At 63.3% G+C, this 19,430-nt stretch carries 17 protein-coding genes and 1 tRNA gene; 11 read left to right on the top strand and 7 right to left on the bottom strand.

All coding sequences use genetic code 11. The features are described from left to right. Positions 1-40: 40 nt before the first annotated feature. Positions 41-607, bottom strand: a complete 567-nt coding sequence (locus KEC45_RS07740) for a septal ring lytic transglycosylase RlpA family protein (protein WP_252171871.1) — start codon at positions 605-607, stop codon at positions 41-43. A 363-nt stretch (positions 608-970) separates the two neighbouring features. Beyond that, positions 971-1,420: a hypothetical protein gene (locus tag KEC45_RS07735; RefSeq protein WP_252171870.1), complete on the bottom strand. Its 450-nt coding sequence runs from the start codon at positions 1,418-1,420 to the stop codon at positions 971-973. A gap of 252 nt (positions 1,421-1,672) precedes the next feature. Between KEC45_RS07735 and KEC45_RS07730 the strand changes: the two genes are divergently transcribed. From KEC45_RS07730 to KEC45_RS07715, 4 genes are all read left to right on the top strand, one after another. Further along, entirely contained in the window at positions 1,673-2,554 is an 882-nt protein-coding gene (locus KEC45_RS07730; RefSeq protein WP_252171869.1) for a Rossmann-like and DUF2520 domain-containing protein, read from the top strand. 10 nt (positions 2,555-2,564) lie between these two features. Next, positions 2,565-4,877 carry an ATP-dependent helicase gene (locus tag KEC45_RS07725; protein WP_252171868.1) on the top strand — a complete coding sequence of 771 codons (2,313 nt, stop codon included), beginning with the start codon at positions 2,565-2,567 and terminating at the stop codon, positions 4,875-4,877. Positions 4,878-4,952: 75 nt separating this feature from the next. After that, entirely contained in the window at positions 4,953-5,861 is a 909-nt protein-coding gene (locus tag KEC45_RS07720) for a DUF4349 domain-containing protein (RefSeq protein WP_252171867.1), read from the top strand. A 52-nt stretch (positions 5,862-5,913) separates the two neighbouring features. Further along, the gene (locus tag KEC45_RS07715; RefSeq protein ID WP_252171866.1) at positions 5,914-6,963 is read left to right on the top strand and encodes an aspartyl/asparaginyl beta-hydroxylase domain-containing protein; all 1,050 of its coding nucleotides are present in this window, start codon (positions 5,914-5,916) and stop codon (positions 6,961-6,963) included. Between the two features lie 117 nt (positions 6,964-7,080). Here KEC45_RS07715 and KEC45_RS07710 read toward each other — a convergent pair. Then, positions 7,081-7,156, bottom strand: a tRNA-Ala gene (locus KEC45_RS07710). 96 nt (positions 7,157-7,252) lie between these two features. Here KEC45_RS07710 and KEC45_RS07705 point away from each other — a divergent pair. Continuing rightward, positions 7,253-8,269: an NADP-dependent oxidoreductase gene (locus KEC45_RS07705; RefSeq protein WP_252171865.1), complete on the top strand. Its 1,017-nt coding sequence runs from the start codon at positions 7,253-7,255 to the stop codon at positions 8,267-8,269. A 24-nt stretch (positions 8,270-8,293) separates the two neighbouring features. On the opposite strand, the gene KEC45_RS07700 is transcribed toward KEC45_RS07705, so the two are convergent. Together KEC45_RS07700 and KEC45_RS07695 are read right to left on the bottom strand one after the other, a co-directional pair. Next, complete coding sequence (locus KEC45_RS07700) at positions 8,294-9,679, bottom strand: DEAD/DEAH box helicase (protein WP_252171864.1); 1,386 nt, start codon at positions 9,677-9,679, stop codon at positions 8,294-8,296. A gap of 115 nt (positions 9,680-9,794) precedes the next feature. Continuing rightward, entirely contained in the window at positions 9,795-10,319 is a 525-nt protein-coding gene (locus tag KEC45_RS07695; RefSeq protein ID WP_252171863.1) for a hypothetical protein, read from the bottom strand. Positions 10,320-10,507: 188 nt separating this feature from the next. On the opposite strand from KEC45_RS07695, the gene KEC45_RS07690 reads away from it, so the two are divergent. Continuing rightward, positions 10,508-11,932, top strand: a complete 1,425-nt coding sequence (locus KEC45_RS07690) for an FAD-binding oxidoreductase (RefSeq protein ID WP_252171862.1) — start codon at positions 10,508-10,510, stop codon at positions 11,930-11,932. A 126-nt stretch (positions 11,933-12,058) separates the two neighbouring features. Beyond that, positions 12,059-12,838, top strand: a complete 780-nt coding sequence (locus KEC45_RS07685) for a SapC family protein (RefSeq protein ID WP_062183946.1) — start codon at positions 12,059-12,061, stop codon at positions 12,836-12,838. Positions 12,839-12,925: 87 nt separating this feature from the next. On the opposite strand, the gene KEC45_RS07680 is transcribed toward KEC45_RS07685, so the two are convergent. Next, complete coding sequence (locus KEC45_RS07680) at positions 12,926-13,282, bottom strand: DUF1674 domain-containing protein (protein ID WP_252171861.1); 357 nt, start codon at positions 13,280-13,282, stop codon at positions 12,926-12,928. Between KEC45_RS07680 and KEC45_RS07675 the strand changes: the two genes are divergently transcribed. Further along, a complete protein-coding gene (locus tag KEC45_RS07675) occupies positions 13,191-14,492 on the top strand; it encodes an RsmB/NOP family class I SAM-dependent RNA methyltransferase (RefSeq protein ID WP_252171860.1) in 1,302 nt (433 codons plus the stop codon). The genes KEC45_RS07680 and KEC45_RS07675 overlap by 92 nt on opposite strands. Positions 14,493-14,553: 61 nt before the next feature. Here the strand turns inward: KEC45_RS07675 and KEC45_RS07670 are convergent, their stop codons facing one another. Continuing rightward, a complete protein-coding gene (locus KEC45_RS07670; RefSeq protein ID WP_252171859.1) occupies positions 14,554-16,275 on the bottom strand; it encodes a DUF885 domain-containing protein in 1,722 nt (573 codons plus the stop codon). Positions 16,276-16,402: 127 nt separating this feature from the next. Here KEC45_RS07670 and KEC45_RS07665 point away from each other — a divergent pair, with 127 nt between their 5' ends. From KEC45_RS07665 to cysK, 3 genes are all read left to right on the top strand, one after another. Beyond that, on the top strand, positions 16,403-17,716 hold the full coding sequence (locus KEC45_RS07665) for an MFS transporter (RefSeq protein WP_252171858.1): 1,314 nt from the start codon (positions 16,403-16,405) through the stop codon (positions 17,714-17,716). 126 nt (positions 17,717-17,842) lie between these two features. Then, entirely contained in the window at positions 17,843-18,511 is a 669-nt protein-coding gene (locus KEC45_RS07660) for an alpha/beta hydrolase (protein ID WP_252171857.1), read from the top strand. Then, on the top strand, positions 18,508-19,428 hold the full coding sequence (gene cysK, locus KEC45_RS07655; RefSeq protein ID WP_062181163.1) for a cysteine synthase A: 921 nt from the start codon (positions 18,508-18,510) through the stop codon (positions 19,426-19,428). Before KEC45_RS07660 ends, cysK begins: the two co-directional genes overlap by 4 nt. Positions 19,429-19,430: the final 2 nt, after the last annotated feature.

Below are 19,430 nucleotides of genomic sequence, written 5' to 3'. Positions count from 1 at the left end.
GACGCCTTTCCCTGCCTGGCGCAAGCCGGAAAGCGCAGGATCAGCGCGCAGGCGGCGTCAACTGCGCGCGCAATCGTTGCAGTTCGCGTTCGGGCACCGGCGCCAGCGAAGCCGCGGGCTTACCCTTGCGAAGCCGTTCGCGATCCTTCTCCGACGGTTCGACGCGGCGCACGCGGACCGCGGCATGCCCCTGGGCCTTCATGCCAAGCTGTTCCGCGGCACCGCGCGACAGGTCGATGACCCGGCCAAGCGCGAACGGTCCGCGATCGTTGACGCGCACGAGTATCCGCCGCCCGGTATCAAGCGCCGTCACCTCGACATAGGTTGGCAGCGGCAGCGTCGTATGCGCCGCGGTGATCCAACCGGGGCGGAACTGCTCGCCATTGGCAGTGCGGTTGCCCGACTCGCTGCCGTACCAGCTCGCATAACCGACGGTTTCATAACCGGGTGCGGCGGCGGGCACATAGGTCGTCCCGCGGATGCTATAGGCAGGACCGATCCGCACCGGCGTATCGGCGACGGGACGATAATTGCCTCCCGCACAGGCCGAGAGAGCCAAGACCGACAAGGTCGCGCCAACCATCTTCATCGTCGAATATCTTTGCATAGGCTGACCCTAGAGGCCGGAATTGACGAGATAAAGTATATTGGCGGATTTGGGGTGGGGAGCTGTCGTTTCCCTCTTGGATATCGCCCGACTGGATCCGGATCGGATCGGCGCAAGGGGGGCGCGATATTCCAAAGTTCAGGAAAGTTCAGCCCTGTGAGCGCCCTGATTTGCAAGTCGCGGAGCGCTGGATGTGCGCGGCACGTCCGATCATGGTCGCACCGGCAAGCCCGGCAGCGACCGCTTCTTGTTCACCGAATGAAAGAGCCGGATGAAGGCTGGCACGGCCGGATAATGTAGGAAAGGCCTTTTTGGAGGCGATGTCTGTTTTGGGGTGGAAAGCGGATATCATGCCGACGCCGTTCAGGCGTTTCGTTCGAACCAGCTTGCCAATGAGCCGTGCTCGCGAAAGCTGAGTTGTTCTACGATAGCCGCGTCAGTGGAAAGACGATCGACGTTCGGATCATATGTTTCCAAAAACCGCATTTGTATAACGTAGGAAGGCACCATCCCCGAACGCCCGCAAAGTTGAACTTCTTCGTTCTCTGAGGGTGCTTTTGGCGACCCTTCAAACTCGGCGAAGGCGTACATGTAGGGCAGCAGCGGATCAAATATGATGCCCGAGAAATCTGAGGAGATTCTCGGAAACCGGCCATGAAAAATTCGAATTGCTGCTGCAGCATCGTTCCAGTTACCGCCCTTGCCGTCGAGTATGTAATTCAGTTGAGCAGGCTGGACACAGTGCTGTTGAATGAACCGATCAGGCTTCCCGTCATTCCAGCAACTGCGGAGCAGTTCCAACTGTGCGATCATTCGGGCCTGCTCGATTTTGGTTGGCCTGAAAGCTGGAGGCGGGCGCCGACTGCAGGCGGACGCATCGTTACTCATTCCCGTCGACAGCGCGATCCCAGCAGCTAGCGCAAGCGCCTGTCGTCGTTCCAAGTGCATAGCTTTGCCTCCATCTCACATTCCGCAGATTACGTCCGCAAATGTAAATGTCTCCTTTTGGTCGGAAGCCGACGTTCCATTGGCGAAAGTGCGGCCCACTCGCTACATCGCGCACCCATGACCAATTTTCGCTTCCATCGGCCCGGCATCGTCGGCACGGGCCGCGTCGCACAGGCGTTCGCACGCGCTTTCGCTCCCCACATGTCCGCGCCGCCGCTCATCTGGGGCAGAACCGCGGACAACGCCCGTTCGGCGGCGACACAGGTCGGTGCCACTCTCGCAGCGACCATCGATCAGTTGATGACCGAATGCGACGTCGTCGCGATCGCGGTCTCCGATGACGCGCTGAGCGACGTCGTCGCCAGCATCGCCGCGGCACGACCGGCAATTCACGCCCCGCTTGTCTTTCATGTCAGCGGACGCAGCGGCGCAGCGATCCTCGAACCGCTGCGCGCGGCGGGCGCGACGACCGCCGCAATTCATCCCGCCATGACCTTCACCGGGAACCCGCAAGCCGAAGCCCAGCGGATGGTCGGAGCAAGCTTTGCCATCACGGGCTCAACGCCCGAAGCCACGCGGCAAGCTGGACAGATCGTTGCCCTGCTCGGCGGCGTTACGGTCGAAATCGCAGAGGCGCGCCGGTCGCTCTATCACGCCGCGCTTTGTCATGCGTCGAACCATCTGGTTACGCTGATCGCCGGCGCCGCGAACACGCTGCGCGACGCCGGCGTCGAAGACCCTTCGGCGTTGCTCGCGCCCCTCGTTCGCGCCGCGCTTCAAAACAGTCTCGATCACGGCTTTGCGGGATTGTCCGGCCCGTTACTGCGCGGCGACGCACGGACCGTTGGCGATCACCTCGCCACGATCGAGGCGGACAGCCCGGCTCTCCTGCCCGCCTATCACGCGATGGCGCGCGCGACACTCGACGAATTGAAACGCGCCGGAACCTTACCCTCGGACCGCCTCACCGCACTGGACAGCCTGCTCGCTGTTCCCTAATCGTTCGCGCGTGAACGATACCCCTGCCTCGCTGCCCGACTTGACCCGTCCCGACCCGTCGGATCCGCCCTATCTGCACGGCCTCAACGGTCCGCAGCGGCAGGCGGTGCTGACGACCGAAGGGCCGGTGCTGATGCTTGCGGGCGCCGGCACGGGCAAGACCGCGGCACTGACCGCGCGCCTCGCGCACATCATGGCGACGCGCCGCGCCTGGCCGTCCGAAATCCTCGCGGTCACCTTCACCAACAAGGCGGCGCGCGAGATGCGCGAACGCATCGGCCGCATGATCGGCGATGCGGTCGAGGGCATGCCCTGGCTCGGCACCTTCCACAGCATTGCGGCCAAGATGTTGCGCCGACATGCCGAGCTCGTCGGACTGCAGAGCAATTTCACCATCCTCGACACCGATGACCAGCTTCGCGTGCTCAAACAGCTTATCCAGGCCGAGGGACTCGACGAGAAGCGCTGGCCCGCGCGCCAACTCGCGGGCCTTATCGATAAGTGGAAGAATCGCGGGCTCGTTCCCGCCGATCTCGACGCGGCCGACAAGGAATCCTACGCCGATGGCAAGGGTCAGCATTTCTACGCCCTCTATCAAGCGCGGCTGAAGACGCTCAACGCCTGCGATTTCGGCGACTTGCTGCTCCACATGCTCGTGATCCTGAAGACGCACCGCGACGTGCTCGAACAATATCAGGAGCGCTTCAAATATATCCTCGTCGACGAATATCAGGACACCAACGCCAGCCAATATCTCTGGCTCCGCCTGCTCGCACAGGCGCGCAAGAATATCTGCTGCGTCGGCGATGATGACCAGTCGATCTATTCGTGGCGCGGTGCCGAGGTGGCGAACATCCTGCGCTTCGAAAAGGATTTCCCAGGCGCGACCGTCATCCGGCTCGAACAGAATTATCGCTCGACACCGCAGATTCTTGCCGCCGCCTCCGCACTGATCGCTCAGAATTCGGGCCGCCTTGGAAAGACGCTTTGGACCGACCTGGAACCGGGCGACAAGCTCCGCGTCGTGGGCGTTTGGGACGGGCCCGAAGAGGCGCGGCGGATCGGCGAGGAGCTCGAAACGCTCCAGCATCGCAAGGTCAGCCTCGACCGCGCCGCGATCCTCGTCCGCGCGCAGTTTCAGACGCGCGAGTTCGAAGACCGCTTCATCGCGATCGGCATGCCCTACCGGATCGTCGGCGGCTTCCGCTTCTACGAGCGCGCCGAGATTCGCGACGCCCTCGCCTATCTTCGTCTCGTCCAATCGAGCGCCGACGATCTTGCGTTCGAACGGATCATCAACACGCCCAAGCGCGGGCTTGGCGACAAGGCGCTCGCGCGCATCCACCAGTTTGCCCGCCACGAACGCGCTCCGCTTCTTCATGCAGCGTCGCGGATCACCGAAACTGACGAACTGACACCGCAGGCGCGCCGCCAACTCGCAAATTTCGTGGCACAGATGCGGGGCTGGCAGGCCAAGGCCAATGAACTGTCGCACCCCGAACTGACCCAGCTCATTCTCGACGAATCGGGCTACACCGCGATGCTGCAGGCCGACCGCAGCGTCGAAGCCGCGGGCCGCCTGGAAAACCTTTCCGAACTCGTCCGCGCGATGGAGGAATATGAATCGCTCGAAGCCTTCCTCGAGCATGTCAGCCTGGTCATGGATCGCGACAATAATGACACCAGCGAGACCGTCACCATCATGACGATCCACGCGGCAAAAGGCCTTGAGTTCGATCATGTCTTCCTCGCGGGATGGGAGGATGGCGTCTTCCCCTCGCAACGCTCGATGGACGAAGGCGGGACGCAGAGCCTCGAAGAGGAACGCCGCCTCGCCTATGTCGCGATCACGCGGGCGCGGCAGCGCGCGAGCATCTATCACGCCGCCAACCGCCGTATCTATGGCCAGTGGGTCAGCAGCATCCCCAGCCGCTTCATCGCCGAAATCCCGCCCGAACATGTCGACAGCGAGAACAGCTTCGGCGGCGGTCAGAGCCTGTGGCGCGCCAACTGGTCGGCGCAGGGCGATCCCTTCGCGCATGTCGCAGAGCGCCAGCCCGCGCGCACGATGACGCGCGGCCCGGCATGGCAGCGCGCGACGGCGCAATCGGCGACGATAACCCGCGCGCCAGCTCCTTCCGAGCGCGGTCCTGCTGCCTCGGTCGGCGCGAAGGCCCGATCGGACCTCGCGATCGGAATGCGCGTTTTCCATGAGAAATTCGGATACGGCGAAATCATCGATATCGACGGCAACAAGCTGGAGGTCGAATTCGACCAGGCCGGCGGCAAGCGGGTGCTCGACAGCTTCGTCAAGCTCGCCTGATTTCTTATTGTCTACCACTTTAGTTATGATATGCCATCCCATGCGGCCAACGAGTCGCGTTTTGGGAGAATCTGCATGCGAAATAAGCTCTTAGCGGGCGCGATGGCGCTCGCCCTGATCGGCTGCTCGGAAAAATCGGCCGAAGATGCGAGCATTTCAAACTCCACCAATAGCGAGTCCCCTGCCCTGGCCGAAGAAGCGGCGGACGCCGCTGCCACCCCCCGGATCGGCATCGAAACCGCTCCCGGCGTTGCGTTCGACTATGCCTATACCTTTCGCCTCGCGGACGACCGCATTTCCAAAGTTCAGGAAGAACATGCCGCCGCCTGCGAAACGCTGGGCATCCAGCGCTGCCGTATCGTCGACGTCCGCTATCAGCTAACCGACGAGAAGCTCGTCGAGGCGCAGACGCAGTTCAAGCTCGATCCCGGCATCGCGCGCAAGTTCGGCGCCAATGCGATCGCCAGCGTCGAAAAGGCTGAGGGCGTGCTCGCCGATGCCAGCGTCGCGGGCGAAGATGTCGGCACCGAAATCCTCGCCTCGCAACAGCGCAGCGCGGGATCCGAAGCCGAAATCGCTCGACTGGAAGAACGGCTTAAGGCGGGCGGCCTCGAAAAGCGGGAGCGCGCTGAATTGCTGGCACAGATCAACCAATTGCGCGGGGAGATCGGCAACGAACGCCAGGCCCGCCGCAGCGGCGAAGCGCGCATCGCATGGACCAGCGTCGCGTTCAATTATGCGAGCGACGGCGGCCTTCCCGGCATCGGCCATGAAAATCCCTTCGCCAGCGCCGGCGAAACGCTGATGCGCAGCGGCAGCACTGCGCTTAGCTTCGTCCTAACGCTCGCCGCCGCGTTGCTCCCGTGGGCGCTTATCCTCGCCCTGATCGCCGCTTTCTGGCGCAGCCGGTTCATGGTCGCCGTCCGCCGGCAGATGCGCGAAAAGCCTGACGCCGTCGACCCCGCCGCTCCTCCCGCCGGCTGACGCACAAAAGGGCGTCGCTTGCAAAGGTCCGATGCTGCGTTATGGCTGAGCCATGACGCAGCAGACGACATGGCTAGAACAATTACGCGACGCACAGCGCCGCGGCGACACAGCGGCCGAGGGTGCCGCACTGACGACCGCAATTCGCATCGACCGCGGAAATATCGCAGCCATTCTTGCCATGGCGGAACTTCAGCGCCGTTTACAGGATCACCGCGCGGCCGCCACCTTCTACCGTCTCGCGTTGGGGACCGCGGCCAATGCAGGTAGCGTCCCGATGTCGCTTCGCGCGGGGCTCGATCGCGCCGAGCAATTCCTGACGACATCGGAACGTGCCTTCACCGACCATCTTTTCGGGCAATTGCGCGACGCTGGAATCGACGCCAGGACGGCAACGCCGCGGGTAGCGGAGGCACTCCGCATTCTTGCGGGCGATCAGCAGATCTATCTGCAGCAACCCAGCATGTTCTATTTTCCGGGTCTGGCCCAGCGCCCGTTTTTCGATCGGGCGGATTTCGAGTGGGTTCCCACCTTGGAGGCAGCCACAGATACGATCAGGAACGAGCTGCGGGCGCTGATCGACAATGCATCGGACCGCTTTGGGCCCTATGTTACGGCCAGCCCCGATCGCCCGCCGCCGAACAATCCATTGCTCGACAAGCCCGACTGGGGGGCAGCTTGGCTGTGGAAGGACGGCGCGGTTGCCGATGGAATGGAGCTGCTTTGTCCCGGCACGCTCGCGGCTCTCGCGCTGGCGCCGCAGCCGATAATCCCGGGCCGCGCGCCGCTCGCGCTATTTTCCCGCCTCACCCCCGGGACGCACATCCAGCCACATTATGGCATGCTCAACACCCGCCTGATATGTCATCTGCCGCTAATCGTGCCCGATGACTGCGCGCTGCGTGTAGGACCTGAAACGCGCAACTGGCGTGAGGGCGAGCTATTGATTTTCGACGACAGTTTCGAACATGAAGCGTGGAATCGCGGCAACGCTGATCGCACGATCCTGCTTTTTGAAATCTGGCGTCCCGATATCGATTCCTCCGAACGCGAGCAGTTGACCCGCATTTTCTCCGCGATCGATAATTATTCCGAGCAATGAAATATCGGAGCGGGACTGAATGTCATAGCCACGCATGACGGCTTTATCGGCGCGAACGCTTGCGCCTCGATCTATGTCAATTCGCGATTTTGCAGGCTGATTGGTCGGAAGGGTCGCTGGTGGAGCCGAGGGGAATCGAACCCCTGACCTCTGCAGTGCGATTGCAGCGCTCTCCCATCTGAGCTACGGCCCCGCGACCGGCAGGGTCTTAACGACGCCGATTGGCGGTGGCAACGGCTTTTCTGACGACCGCCACCCGCGCCGGCGAAATTGGGAATGGGGGTTTCCGATGGCTAAGGCATGGCATTTGACCAGTCGTCCGCACACGCTGCCGACGATCGACAATTTTGCGTTGCGGGAGGCGCCCGACGGGCCGCTCGAAAAGGACCAGCTTCGTATCCGCAATCTCTGGCTGTCAGTCGACCCGTATATGCGCGGGCGGATGAACGACGCCAAAAGCTACGCCGCAAGTTTCCAGCTCGATCAGCCAATGACCGGCGGTGCGATTGGCGAGGTCGTTGAAAGCGCGATGGAGGGCTTCGCGCCGGGCGACCTGATCCTCCATATGGGCGGCTGGCGCGACGGCGGCGTCATCGGTCTGGACATGATGCCGAACAAGCTGCCCGCCGACATGCTCGCGGCCGGGCTGACCCCGCAAACCTTCCTGCACAATATGGGGCTGACCGGCGGGACGGCATGGATCGGTCTGCTCCGCGTCGCCGCAGCCAAGCCCGGCGATACGATCTTCGTGTCCGCCGCCGCGGGCGCGGTCGGTTCGGCGGTAGTGCAAATCGCCAAGGCGCGCGAAATGACCGTCATCGGCTCTGCTGGCGGCGCGGACAAATGCGCGTGGGTCCTCGATCTCGGCGCCGATGCGGCGATCGATTACAAGGCTGGGCCTGTCCTCCCTCAACTCGCCGCTACGCTCGAACGCCTCGGAAAACCCGGCATCGACGTCTATTTCGACAATGTCGGCGGCGAGCATCTCGACGCAGCTTTTGCGACGGCGAATGATTTTGCGCGCTTTGCGATCTGCGGCATGATCGACGTCTACAATGATGCGAAGCCGCAAGAGATGAAATATATCATCCGCTCGATTCCGGCCCGGATCCGGATGGAAGGCTTTATCTACACCGACCAGTTCATCGAATGCATGGAAGAATTCTACGCCGACATGGGCGGGCTCATTGCAAGCGGCGCGGTGACGATGCGCGAAACGGTGCACGATGGGTTGGCGTCGGCACCCGACGCTTTCCTAGGCCTGTTCTCTGGCGGCAATATGGGAAAGATGCTGGTCAAACTCTGACCGGCACGTCCTTTCCGCTCGGCGTCAGTTACCGAAACCGACGGACAGAAATCCTGGCATCGGGCCGTTCCAGCCGTCGTCGGGACCGTCCAGATCGTCTTGCCGCGCCGGTGCGGGTTTGCGATCATTGCGCGGCTTCCGGTCTTCGCGCGGCTGCGCTTCGGCGGCCGGAGCCGGACGGGCGGGCGCCTTTTCGGGCTTCGCTGCAGCTTTGCCGCGTCCACCGCGCGCCGAACGGGCGCGCCGCGGTTCGGCTTCTTCCTCTTCGCGATCGGGTTTGGCGACATCAGCCGCCGCGCCGCCGCTATGGATCGGAATCTTGTAGCCGGTCAGCTTCTGGATATTGTCGATCGCCTCGTCATCCGACGGCGTGACCAGCGTGAACGCCCGTCCCTTGGCGCCCGCACGGCCGGTACGGCCGATGCGGTGGACATAATCGTCCGGATGCCAGGGTGCATCGAAGTTGAAGACGTGACTGACGCCCTTGACGTCGAGACCGCGCGCCGCGACGTCCGATGCGACCAATATGTTGATCGTGCCCGCCTTGAACCGGTCGAGTTCGGCGATGCGGCTCGATTGGTCCATGTCGCCATGGATCTCCCCCGCCTTGTAACGATGACGCTGCAGCGATTTCGCCAGCTCGCGCACCGTCGTCTTGCGATTGCAGAAGATGATGGCGGTCCCGATATCTTCGGCTTCGAGCAGATCGCGGAGCGTGTCGCGCTTGCTGCGTTCCGATGTCTTGACCAGGAATTGCTCGATATTCTCGTTCCGGCTCGCCGGGCGCGCGACTTCGATCGTCTTCGGGTTCGACAGGAATTTGTCGGCCAGCTTCTTGATCGGCGGCGGCATCGTTGCCGAGAAGAGCAAGGTCTGCCGAGTCGCCGGCAGCTTGGTGCAGATATTCTCGATGTCCGGAATGAACCCCATGTCGAGCATGCGGTCGGCTTCGTCGATCACCAGCAGGTTGCAACCGGTCAGCAGGATCTTGCCGCGTTCGAACAGGTCCATCAGGCGGCCGGGCGTCGCGATCAGCACGTCGACACCCTTTTCAAGCGCTTTCACCTGATCGCCCATCTGGACGCCACCAATCAGCAGCGCCATCGAGAGCTTGTGATATTTGCCGTATTTTTCAAAGTTTTCAGCGACCTGCGCAGCAAGCTCACGCGTCGGTGCGAGGATCAGCGATCGCGGCATCAGCGCACGGGCGCGGCCGTGGGCAAGGATGTCGATCATCGGCAGCACGAACGACGCGGTCTTGCCGGTGCCCGTCTGGGCGATGCCGATGATGTCGCGCATCATCAGCACCGACGGGATGACTCCCGCCTGGATCGGGGTCGCTTCATTATAGCCCGACTCGTCGATCGCGCGCAAAAGTTCGTCGGAAAGGCCGATGTCGGCAAATTTCATAAGATCATCATGTCCGGAAAAAGAATTGGCGTCCTGCCTCCCACGCAGGCGGACGTTGCCGCGGCCATTGGGCAAATGGCGAGGAAAAGTCAAGGAAAGGCCGCTATAGACCCAATTAATCGTCTTCGCGGACCGGAACCATCAAGCGGAATTTGTCGATCTCGCACTTTGCGCCGGTCCGCGCGTGGATTTGATCGCGATCCTCGCAGAGCTTTCCGTCCTTGCTGCCCTGCATGTAGAAACCGGCATAGAAGTCGAGTGCGCGGCAACCACGGTTGAGCTGCGCTCGCAGCCGCTGCTTCTGCCGCGTGATGATGTCGATGCTGTCGCGCTGCACCGCCTGCATCCCCAATATGTTACGCATGGCAACGCATTTGGGCGCTTTTTTCTCTTTCCAGACGATCGGCATTTCGGTCGCGCGCTTGGACATCGAGGGTCCCGCGGCGAAATTGTTGAGCTGCGAACGCTGGGCCGGGACGCGAATGATAAGCTGCTGCTCGATCACCACCTGCCAAAAAGAAGACGCCTGATCGGCGGTCGGCGGGGAAATCGCGACCAAAGGCTCCGGCGCGCCGGCAGGCACTGCCGCGTCTGCCGCGGGCGCAGCGGCCACGAACCACAGGAATGCCGCCGTCAGCACAGCTCCGCCGCCGCTCCTTTGGCATCATGACCGAAGATTTCGCTCACCCGTGGCTCCCGCGTCCATCCCGCTGGACGAAATGACACTATTCGTCCATCGCCCCTTTTAACAAGGATGATTGAACATCAAATGAACTGTTGCCAACCCGCGTCAGCTTATGGACCGGGGAATTTCCGGAGTGGACCGGCATGACGCGCCCGCCATCTGCATCGCTGCTCGACGCCTTCGCAACGCTGCTCGGCCCAAAGGGCTATAGCGTCGACCCCGATGCGATGGCGCCCTGGCTGACTGACTGGCGCGGCAAATATCATGGCCGCGCCGCCGCAATGCTCTCGCCCGCCACCACTGGCGAAGTCGCCGCCATCGTGCGCCTGTGCGCCGAGGCGAAGGTCGCGCTGGTTCCCCAGGGCGGCAACAGCGGTATGGTCGGCGGCGCCACCCCCGACGCCAGCGGCGACCAGTTGCTGCTCAGTCTGCGGCGCATGAACCGGATACGCCACATCGACGAAGCGGCGCAGCTCGCCATCGCCGAAGCGGGCGTAATTCTGGAGAACTTCCATAACGCGGTCCTGGCGCACGGGCTCCGCTTCCCGCTCACTCTTGGCGGAAAGGGCTCGGCGACGATCGGCGGGCTGGTGTCGACCAACGCCGGCGGCACGCAGGTACTGCGTCACGGATCGATGCGCGCGCTGACGCTTGGTGTCGAAGCGGTTCTGCCCGACGGCAGTATCTTCGACGGCCTGGCCCCGCTCAAAAAGGACAATCGCGGCTATGACCTGCGGCACCTGCTCTGCGGCGCCGAAGGAACGCTGGGCATTGTGACTGCCGCGTCGCTGCGCCTCGTCCCCGCGGCTGCCGCGCGGCGGACGGCGTGGATCGGGATCGATTCGCCCGAAAGCGCGCTGCTGCTGCTGCGCCGCGTCGATGCGGCGATCGGGCGCGAGCTGGAGGGGTTTGAGCTGATCCCGCATAGCTGTCTCGACGCGGTGCTGCGCCATATCCCCCAGACGCGCGCGCCGCTTGCTGCCGCGCAGCCATGGTATGTCCTGCTCGAACTCGCGGGGGAAGACGAGCGGGCCTTGGGCGAAGCCCTTGAAGCGCAACTCGCGGCGGCGCTCGACACCGGGCTGATCCGCGATGTCGTGATTGCCAAGAGCGATCGCGAGAGCGAGGATTTCTGGCGTCTGCGCGATTCCATCTCCGAAGCCGAGCGCGCCGAAGGCCCGGCGTTGCAGCATGACATCAGCGTGCCCGTCGACCTGATGCCAGCTTTCATCGCCGACAATCCGGCACGACTGGCCGCGGCCTTTCCCGGCGTGCGCGCCCTGTCGTTCGGGCATCTTGGCGACGGCAATGTCCATCATCATGTCCAGCCGCCCATCGGCGTCGACGGCGCGACCTGGCTTGCCGAACATGGCGCCGCAGTCAGCCGGCTGGTCTATTCGCACGTCCTCGAACTCGGGGGCTCGATCTCGGCCGAACATGGCATTGGCCAGATGAAGCGCGATATCCTGGCCGAACTGGACAGCCCGGCGCGCCTGTCCGCGCTGCGCGGGGTAAAGGCCGGGCTTGATCCGGCGGGCCTCCTTAATCCCGGCAAACTCGTCGCCTGATCATCGCGCAGCAAGGCGGGCCGCAGATCGCCCCCTGTCATCGCCCTCTTGCGCCGCGCGACGCGGGTCAATAAGGCGCTTTATCCTTTTCGTCCCGAGCTTCGGGACCTTTACCGGAGTTCAAACATGGCCACCGCGCCCGCACCTGCCAATCTGCCGCTGTTCTACAACGACCTCGTTCCGCTTTCGAGCGTCGAGCATGCCGATTTCCACGCCCGCCCTCTCGAAAGCGCCGAATTCCTCGTGGGCCAGCACGCCATCCCGCTGACGTCGGACGAATTCGTGTCGGCCTGCCGCTTTTTTCCGATCGTCTTCTCGGCGGGTGAAAATCCGGTTCCGCTCGCGCTGATGGGCCTGAACGAGGGCGTCAACACCTTCGTCGACGACGCGGGCAAACTCAACAATCCGGTTTATGTCCCGGCCTATATCCGCCGTTACCCCTTCCTTCTCGCGCGTCTTCAGCCCGATTCGGAAGATTTGTCGCTGTGCTTCGACCCGACGTCGGGCGCGCTCGGCAAGTTCGACGAGGGCGACGCCCTCTTTATCGACGGTCAGCCGTCGGAACAGGTTCAGGCCGTGCTCGAATTCTGCAAGAATTTCGAAGAAGCCGGTCAGCGCACCGGCATGTTCATGGAAGAGCTGAAGAAGGCCGACCTCCTTATGGACGGTGAAGTCGCCATCCAGCAGGAAGGCAATGACAAGCCTTACGTCTATCGCGGCTTCCAGATGGTCGACGAGAACAAGCTGCGCGAACTGCGCGGCGACGTGCTGCGCAAGCTGATGCAGAACGGCATTCTCGGCCTGATCTTCGCGCACCTCTTCTCGCTGCAGTTGATGCGCGAAATCTTCGCCGAACAGGTGAAGAGCGGCAAGATGCCCCTCAACACCGAACTTCCGACCGTCTGAATCGCATGAATTTGGCCGCCGTTGCATCGCGCAGCGCCGGCCAAATGGGCCAATATCTATATAGCGGCTCGCGCGGGGGCGAGGCCCTCAGAAATCGACCGCGACGCCCTTCAACTCCCAATCGCCGTAGCGCACCGGATTGCGCCCGCCCGGCTGGTCCTCGGCCTTGTCCTCCCGGATCGGCGCCGGCGTCGGCAAAGGGCTGTCCGCCCAGCCTTCGGGGGCTTTTACATTCGCGGGGCGCTTTACAGCGCGCGGCGTTCCGCCGATGGTCCCATTTTGGCTGCTGTCGGTCATGATACCCGCCTTATAGGATTTTTCATGCGTCACGCCAACCACGCCTTCACTCGTCATGGCTGATCGCCGCCCGCCCCGGCGCGCGCGTTCGTCCGGCGGAGCCGATCCCGCTGGCACAGCGACGCGCCGCGCCGCGCTACGGCTCATCGACGCAATCCTGCGACGGGGCGACCCGCTGGATGTCGCCATGCATGCCGCGACCCAGGGGCTGACCGGTGCCGACCGCGCCTTCGCCGTGGCGATCGTGTCTGAAACGCTGCGCTGGATGGTCGACCTCGACGCGCTGATCGACGGCGCGACGGCGCAGATTCTCCCTGACGACGTCAAATCGCGCGCGGTCCTGCGGATTGCGCTGACGCAGCTTCTGATCCTCAAGACCCCTGGTCATGCGGTCGTGTCGACGGCGCTGCCGCTCGTCGATGGTGGACCGCGACGGCTCGTCCACGCGATCCTCTCGCGCGCGCAGCAGGAAGAATGGGAACTGCCTGGCCGCGCCACGCTTCCCCTGCCCACCGCCGAACGCTGGGCCGAGCAATGGAATCTCGCAATGGTCGAGGCGGCCGAAGCGGCGTGGAGCGCACCGCCGCCGATCGATCTCAGCTTCGCCGCCGAACCCGGCCCCGACGAATGGCCCGACGCTATTTCGCTCGCACCGCGCCATCGCCGCCTGCCCCGCGGTCAGGCCGTCGAAACGATGCCCGGCTATGGCGAGGGCGGCTGGTGGGTGCAGGATCTGGCGGCAAGCATTCCCGCACGCCTGCTCGGCGTCGGCGAGGGGCGGACCGTGCTCGACCTTTGCGCAGCGCCGGGCGGCAAGACGATGCAGCTTGCCGCGGCCGGCTGGAACGTGGTTGCCGTCGATTCGAGCGCCAAGCGGCTCGAACGGCTACGCGCCAATATGGAACGCACGGGGCTGTCCGCCGAAATCGTCCAGGGCGATATCCGTTCGTGGGCGCCCGAGGGTCAGGCCGATGCGGTGCTGCTCGATGCCCCCTGCTCGGCCACCGGCATCTTTCGCCGCCATCCCGACGTGCTCCACCGCATCGAACCCCGGCAGATAGAGGAAATGGCGGCGCTTCAAACCGAACTGCTCGCACGCGCAGCGCGGTGGGTCAAACCGGGCGGAACGCTGGTCTATGCGACCTGTTCGCTCGAGCAGGCAGAGGGCGAGGATCAGGTGTCGACCTTCCTCGATCGTCACGCCGGATGGGCTGTTGATCCCGCGCGCGCCGAAGAGCTTCCCGAGGCGATTGCCGCCGACGGTAACGGCCTGGTCCGTACGCTCCCTGACATGCTCGGCGAAGCAGGCGGCCTTGACGGATTTTTCGTCGCACGCCTCCGCGCACCGTCAGACTGAACGGCGCGCCAATAGCGCGGGGCGGCAGCCACGATTGATGGCAAGCCGCCCCTCGGCGCCTTTAGAAGACGGCTTTCGCTGTCTCTTCCTTCATCATCGCCGCACGGACCATGGGGATCGGCGGACCGCCATATGACAGGAACTCGTCGTGGAATGCCTTCCACTTCGTCTTGTCGCCCTTCGTCCAGTCCTCGCGAAGCTTGCGGATCATCAGCTTGCCCATCGTGTAGTTCAGATAGGCGGGATCATAGGTACCGCGTGCAGCCTGTTGCCGAGCATTGCCTTCGTCCTGATAGCATTGCTCCTTGAACAGCTTTTCGCTGTCGGCAACGGTCATGCCTTTGGTGTGGAGTCCGATGGCCGAAAGATAGCGGCAATCGCGCAGCAAGGCGTTCGACAACTGGCCGATATGCGTTTCGGGATCGCCCTCGCCCAGTCCCGCATCCCACATCATTTCCTCGGTATAATGGGCCCAGCCCTCCGCAAAGGCATAGCCGACGAACAGCTTGCCAAAGATGCTTTCGGCACGGTTCGAGTGGAGGAAGTTCAGGAAGTGGCCCGGCCACACTTCATGGACCGAGGTGAAGAGCAAATCCTTGCGCCCCGGTACGAAGTCGGCTTGCGTTTGCTTGTCCCAAGTCGGGTCGGGCGGTGAGATATAATAGACCGACGGCAGGCCTTTTTCATACGGCCCCGGAATGTCGATATAGGCGCTGTTCTGCCGGTTGTACGGCGGCGATTCCTCGACCTGCGCCTGTTCGGTGCCCGGGATCGTCACAATGTCCTTTTCGATCAGGAACGCGCGGAGCGTCGGCAACTGGCGGCGCGCCTCTGCGACCGGGCCGTCGGCGGGTTTGTCCGAATTCATCTTCTTCATGCAGTCGGCAATCGTCATGCCGGCGGCGTAAGTCGCACAGGCGGCTTTCAGCGCATCCTGGTTGCGCTTGAGGTCGGCCTGGCCGATCCGCTCCAGTTCGTCGAGCGACGTATCGACGCCCTCGTTGGTCAGGATCATCTTCGAGAATTTCGCCGCCCCAAGCGCATAGCCGTCGGGCGTGCCCGGCTGCGATCCGACATATTTGGCAAGGTCGGTCATTGCCGCACCCGCCTTCGCAGCGGCTTCGTCGAACTGCTTCTGCAGCGCCTCATCCTTGACCGAGGCGAAGGCTGCCTTGGCATCGCCCTTGTAATAATCGGCAAAGCCACCGAAGCCCGCGGTGCCATATTTGACGAAGGTCGCAGGCAGCGGCAGCTTCAGATTGGCTTTGATCTGCGCCGCGGCGGCGGGGACCTTTTCGGCATAGCCGATGAACGCCTTCATCCGCGTCGTCGCATCGGCATAGGGCCGCGCGATATAGACATTGGGGTCCAGGGCGCCGGTATAGAAGGCCGGGTTCTTCTGCGCGAAATCGGTATCGCGAAGGAAGAAGAGCTGGCCTTGCGCAACATGGACCAGATAGTCGCGCTCGAACTTTTCGGCGTCGGTCATCTCGCCATCAAAGGCCTTGGCATCCGCGATGGCTTTTTCCAGATAGGCGGCCTGCTTCTCGAGCCCCTCCGGCGACCAGTCGGGAAGCTGACCGTCGAACTCATGCTTGCCCTGATAGACCGCGAAATTCGGATTGAGGGGGAAATAGCCCTTCAGGAAATTGTCGCGGAATTCGGTCCAGTTCTTCGCGCCCGACGCGGTCGCCGACTTGTTGTCCGACGCGTTGCAAGCGGTCAGGACCAGCAGCGTCGCGGCCATCGCCGCGCCGCCAAAGCGGGCAAATTTGCTTGTCATTCGATAGTCTCCCTCAATCGATGGCGCGTTTCTGCCACTGCGTCCTACCAATGGCATCCCCTAATCGACGAACGGCATACGTAAGGTTGACTGGACAGCAACGAAAAGGACGATAGGGCGGACGGCGATGGCAACGATCCCACCACCCGAAGGCGAAGAACCGGTCATGCCGGACGCGACGCCAAAAGCCCCCTCACCGCTCAGCTTTCCCGACTTCCGCTATTTTTGGGTAGCACGCTTTACTGCAGTGATGGCGACCATCGCGATGGTCGTGGTGATCGGTTACCAGCTCTATGACACCGCCCGGACCGACTATGGCATGTCGATCAAGGAAGCGTCTTTCCAGCTCGGCCTGCTCGGGCTCTTTCAGTTCGTACCGCTTGCCATCCTGACACCCGTCGCGGGTTGGGCCGCCGACCGGTTCGAACGGCGGCGCGTCGCAATCTTTTCAAACCTGATCGACCTCCTCATCGCCGCCACGCTCGGCTGGTTCACCTGGGTGGACGGGCTCACGCTGCCCCTGCTCTTCAGCCTCGCCGCGCTGCACGGGGTCGCTCGCGTTTTTTCCGGCCCGGCAATGAGCGCGATCGCGCCCAATATTGTTCCGTCCGCCGTCCTGCCGCGCGCCATCGCGATGAGCAGCATCGCGTGGCAATCCGCATCGGTGATCGGTCCCGCTGCGGGCGGCCTCATCTATGCTGCGCATCCAGGCGCGGTATATGTTTTCTCCGCGCTTCTCCTCGCCGCGTCGGCCTTCACGCTCAGCCGTGTGCGGCCCGTCCTGCCCCCGCCCGCCGAAGTCCGCCGCCATCCGCTGCGAGAGATGGTCGACGGCTTGCGCTTCGTGTGGGTCGAGCGATTCCTGCTGGGGACGATCACGCTCGATCTGTTCGCGGTCCTGCTCGCAGGCGCAACCGCGATGTTCCCTGTCTTTGCCCGCGACATATTGCACGCCGGACCAGAGGGCGCGGGATTGATGCGTGCCGCGGTCGCGTTCGGGTCGGTCGGCGTAGCCGTCGGCCTGGCGATCCGACCGATCGAGCGCAACGTCGGTGTGAAGATGCTGTGGGCAGTCGCGGCGTTCGGGGTCGGAACGGTCGTGTTCGGACTCTCGACCAACCTGATCTTGTCGCTCGGCGTGCTCGTGATCATGGGCGCGGCCGACATGTTCTCGGTCTTCGTGCGCGGTACGCTGATCCAACTCAACACCCCCGATCAAATGCGCGGCCGCGTCAGCGCCGCGTCGGGGCTCGCGATTTCGGCCTCGAACGAGCTTGGCGAGATGCGCGCCGGTGCCATGGCGGCCGCGCTCGGCCCGGTCAGCGCCGTCGTCGTCGGCGGCGCTGCTGCGGTCGGCGTGACCGCGCTCTGGGCCTGGATCTTCCCCGAACTGCGGTGGGCCAAAACCTTCGAACCGCAGTTCAGGAAAACCACCGACTAGCGCCGAAACCATTTGCCGCGCCCAGCAAACATTCTGCCCAAAGGCTATTGTCAATTTATTTAGTTGAGTTATTTAGGTGTCACCCGTCACCGCGGTTCCCCTCTCTCCCCCGACGGAGTGACCGCCATGCAGAATTCAAATATCCGCCATAAAATCCTGACCATTCCGGGCCTCTACAACAGCGGCCCCACGCACTGGCAAAGCCTGTGGGAACGCAGCTTTGCCGATTGCGAACGGGTCGAGCTCGGAAGCTGGGACGAACCTCTGAAAGACCAATGGGTCGACCGAATCGCCCAAGCGATCGACGCCGAGCATGAGCCCGTCCTCATTGCCGCGCACAGCCTCGGCTGCCATGCCTTTGCGCACTGGTTTGCCGCCGCGAGCAGCGTCGCCCGCGACCGCATCGCCGGCGCGTTGCTCGTCGCACCACCCGACCTATCACAGCTCCGCCGCGATAGCCGGGTCGAAAGCTTCACCGACTCGCCCGCGCTGTCGTCGCAGGTGCCGATGATCGTCGTTGCCAGCGACGATGATCCCTATGCGAAGACTGCACATGTCTGGCGCCTGTCGCGGCACTGGGATGCGCGGTTCGTCAACGCAGGCCCCTTCGGTCATATCAATGCAGACTCGGGGATCGGGGACTGGCCTTATGGACAGTATCTGCTCGCCTCGTTACAACCTCAGCCGACGCCGGTGCTGGCGGACGAGGCCCGCTGGCTCCGCGCCGGCGACTGGCCAAATCGCGTCCGCCGCGACCCGCGTTTCGAGTTCAAAGAAAGAGCGCACCGATCATGAAAGCCAATTCGATCCTCGATACCATCGGGAATACGCCGCACATTCGCGTGGCAAAACTGTTCCCCGACGCCGAAGTCTGGGTAAAGTCGGAACGCAGCAACCCCGGTGGGTCGATCAAGGATCGAATCGGTCTTGCGATGATCGAGGCGGCCGAAAAGGACGGCAGCCTGAAGGCCGGCGGCACTATCGTCGAGCCGACGTCGGGTAACACCGGCATCGGCCTCGCGATGGCTGCCGCGGTCAAGGGCTATAAGCTTGTGCTCGTTATGCCCGAAAGCATGTCGGTCGAACGCCGCCGGTTGATGCTGGCCTATGGCGCAACCTTCGACCTGACGCCGCGTGAAAAGGGCATGAAGGGCGCGATCGAGCGCGCCATCGAACTGGTCGAAACGACCCCCGGCGCATGGATGCCGCAGCAGTTCGAGAATGAAGCCAATATCGACGTCCATGTCCGCACGACGGGCCCCGAAATCCTGGCCGACTTCAAGGACAGCCCGATCGACGTGCTTATCACGGGCGTCGGCACTGGCGGCCATATCACCGGCACCGCGCAGTTTCTGAAACAGCATTGGCCGAACCTAAAAGTCTATGCGGTCGAACCCGAAGCCTCGCCGGTAATTTCGGGCGGCCAGCCCGCGCCGCACCCGATCCAGGGCATCGGCGCCGGCTTTATCCCGCGCAACCTCCACACCGACCTGCTCGACGGCGTGATCAAGGTCGATGCCGGCGCGGCAAAGGATTACGCGCGGCGCGCAGCGACCGAAGAGGGCATGCTCGTCGGCATCTCGTCGGGCGCCACCCTCGCCGCCATCGCACAGAAGCTTGCCGAACTGCCGCCGGGCAGCCGCGTGCTCGGCTTTAACTATGACACGGGCGAGCGCTATCTGTCGGTTCCTGATTTCCTTCCGGAGATCTGAGG

It is taken from the genome of Sphingopyxis sp. USTB-05, assembly GCF_023822045.1.
Classification (GTDB): Bacteria; Pseudomonadota; Alphaproteobacteria; order Sphingomonadales; family Sphingomonadaceae; genus Sphingopyxis.
Note: the sequence above shows the minus strand (reverse complement) of the source record. Positions and strands in the feature narration are given on the sequence as shown.

What these genes read in the sequence shown, in the direction of transcription:
- KEC45_RS07740 (WP_252171871.1), bottom strand. Translation starts at nt 607, where the DNA reads ATGCAAAGATATTCGACGATGAAGATGGTTGGCGCGACCTTGTCGGTC.
- KEC45_RS07735 (WP_252171870.1), bottom strand. Translation starts at nt 1,420, where the DNA reads ATGATCGCACAGTTGGAACTGCTCCGCAGTTGCTGGAATGACGGGAAG.
- KEC45_RS07730 (WP_252171869.1), top strand. Translation starts at nt 1,673, where the DNA reads ATGACCAATTTTCGCTTCCATCGGCCCGGCATCGTCGGCACGGGCCGC.
- KEC45_RS07720 (WP_252171867.1), top strand. Translation starts at nt 4,953, where the DNA reads ATGCGAAATAAGCTCTTAGCGGGCGCGATGGCGCTCGCCCTGATCGGC.
- KEC45_RS07715 (WP_252171866.1), top strand. Translation starts at nt 5,914, where the DNA reads ATGACGCAGCAGACGACATGGCTAGAACAATTACGCGACGCACAGCGC.
- KEC45_RS07705 (WP_252171865.1), top strand. Translation starts at nt 7,253, where the DNA reads ATGGCTAAGGCATGGCATTTGACCAGTCGTCCGCACACGCTGCCGACG.
- KEC45_RS07700 (WP_252171864.1), bottom strand. Translation starts at nt 9,679, where the DNA reads ATGAAATTTGCCGACATCGGCCTTTCCGACGAACTTTTGCGCGCGATC.
- KEC45_RS07690 (WP_252171862.1), top strand. Translation starts at nt 10,508, where the DNA reads ATGACGCGCCCGCCATCTGCATCGCTGCTCGACGCCTTCGCAACGCTG.
- KEC45_RS07685 (WP_062183946.1), top strand. Translation starts at nt 12,059, where the DNA reads ATGGCCACCGCGCCCGCACCTGCCAATCTGCCGCTGTTCTACAACGAC.
- KEC45_RS07675 (WP_252171860.1), top strand. Translation starts at nt 13,191, where the DNA reads ATGGCTGATCGCCGCCCGCCCCGGCGCGCGCGTTCGTCCGGCGGAGCC.
- KEC45_RS07680 (WP_252171861.1), bottom strand. Translation starts at nt 13,282, where the DNA reads ATGAGCCGTAGCGCGGCGCGGCGCGTCGCTGTGCCAGCGGGATCGGCT.
- KEC45_RS07670 (WP_252171859.1), bottom strand. Translation starts at nt 16,275, where the DNA reads ATGACAAGCAAATTTGCCCGCTTTGGCGGCGCGGCGATGGCCGCGACG.
- KEC45_RS07665 (WP_252171858.1), top strand. Translation starts at nt 16,403, where the DNA reads ATGGCAACGATCCCACCACCCGAAGGCGAAGAACCGGTCATGCCGGAC.
- KEC45_RS07660 (WP_252171857.1), top strand. Translation starts at nt 17,843, where the DNA reads ATGCAGAATTCAAATATCCGCCATAAAATCCTGACCATTCCGGGCCTC.
- cysK (WP_062181163.1), top strand. Translation starts at nt 18,508, where the DNA reads ATGAAAGCCAATTCGATCCTCGATACCATCGGGAATACGCCGCACATT.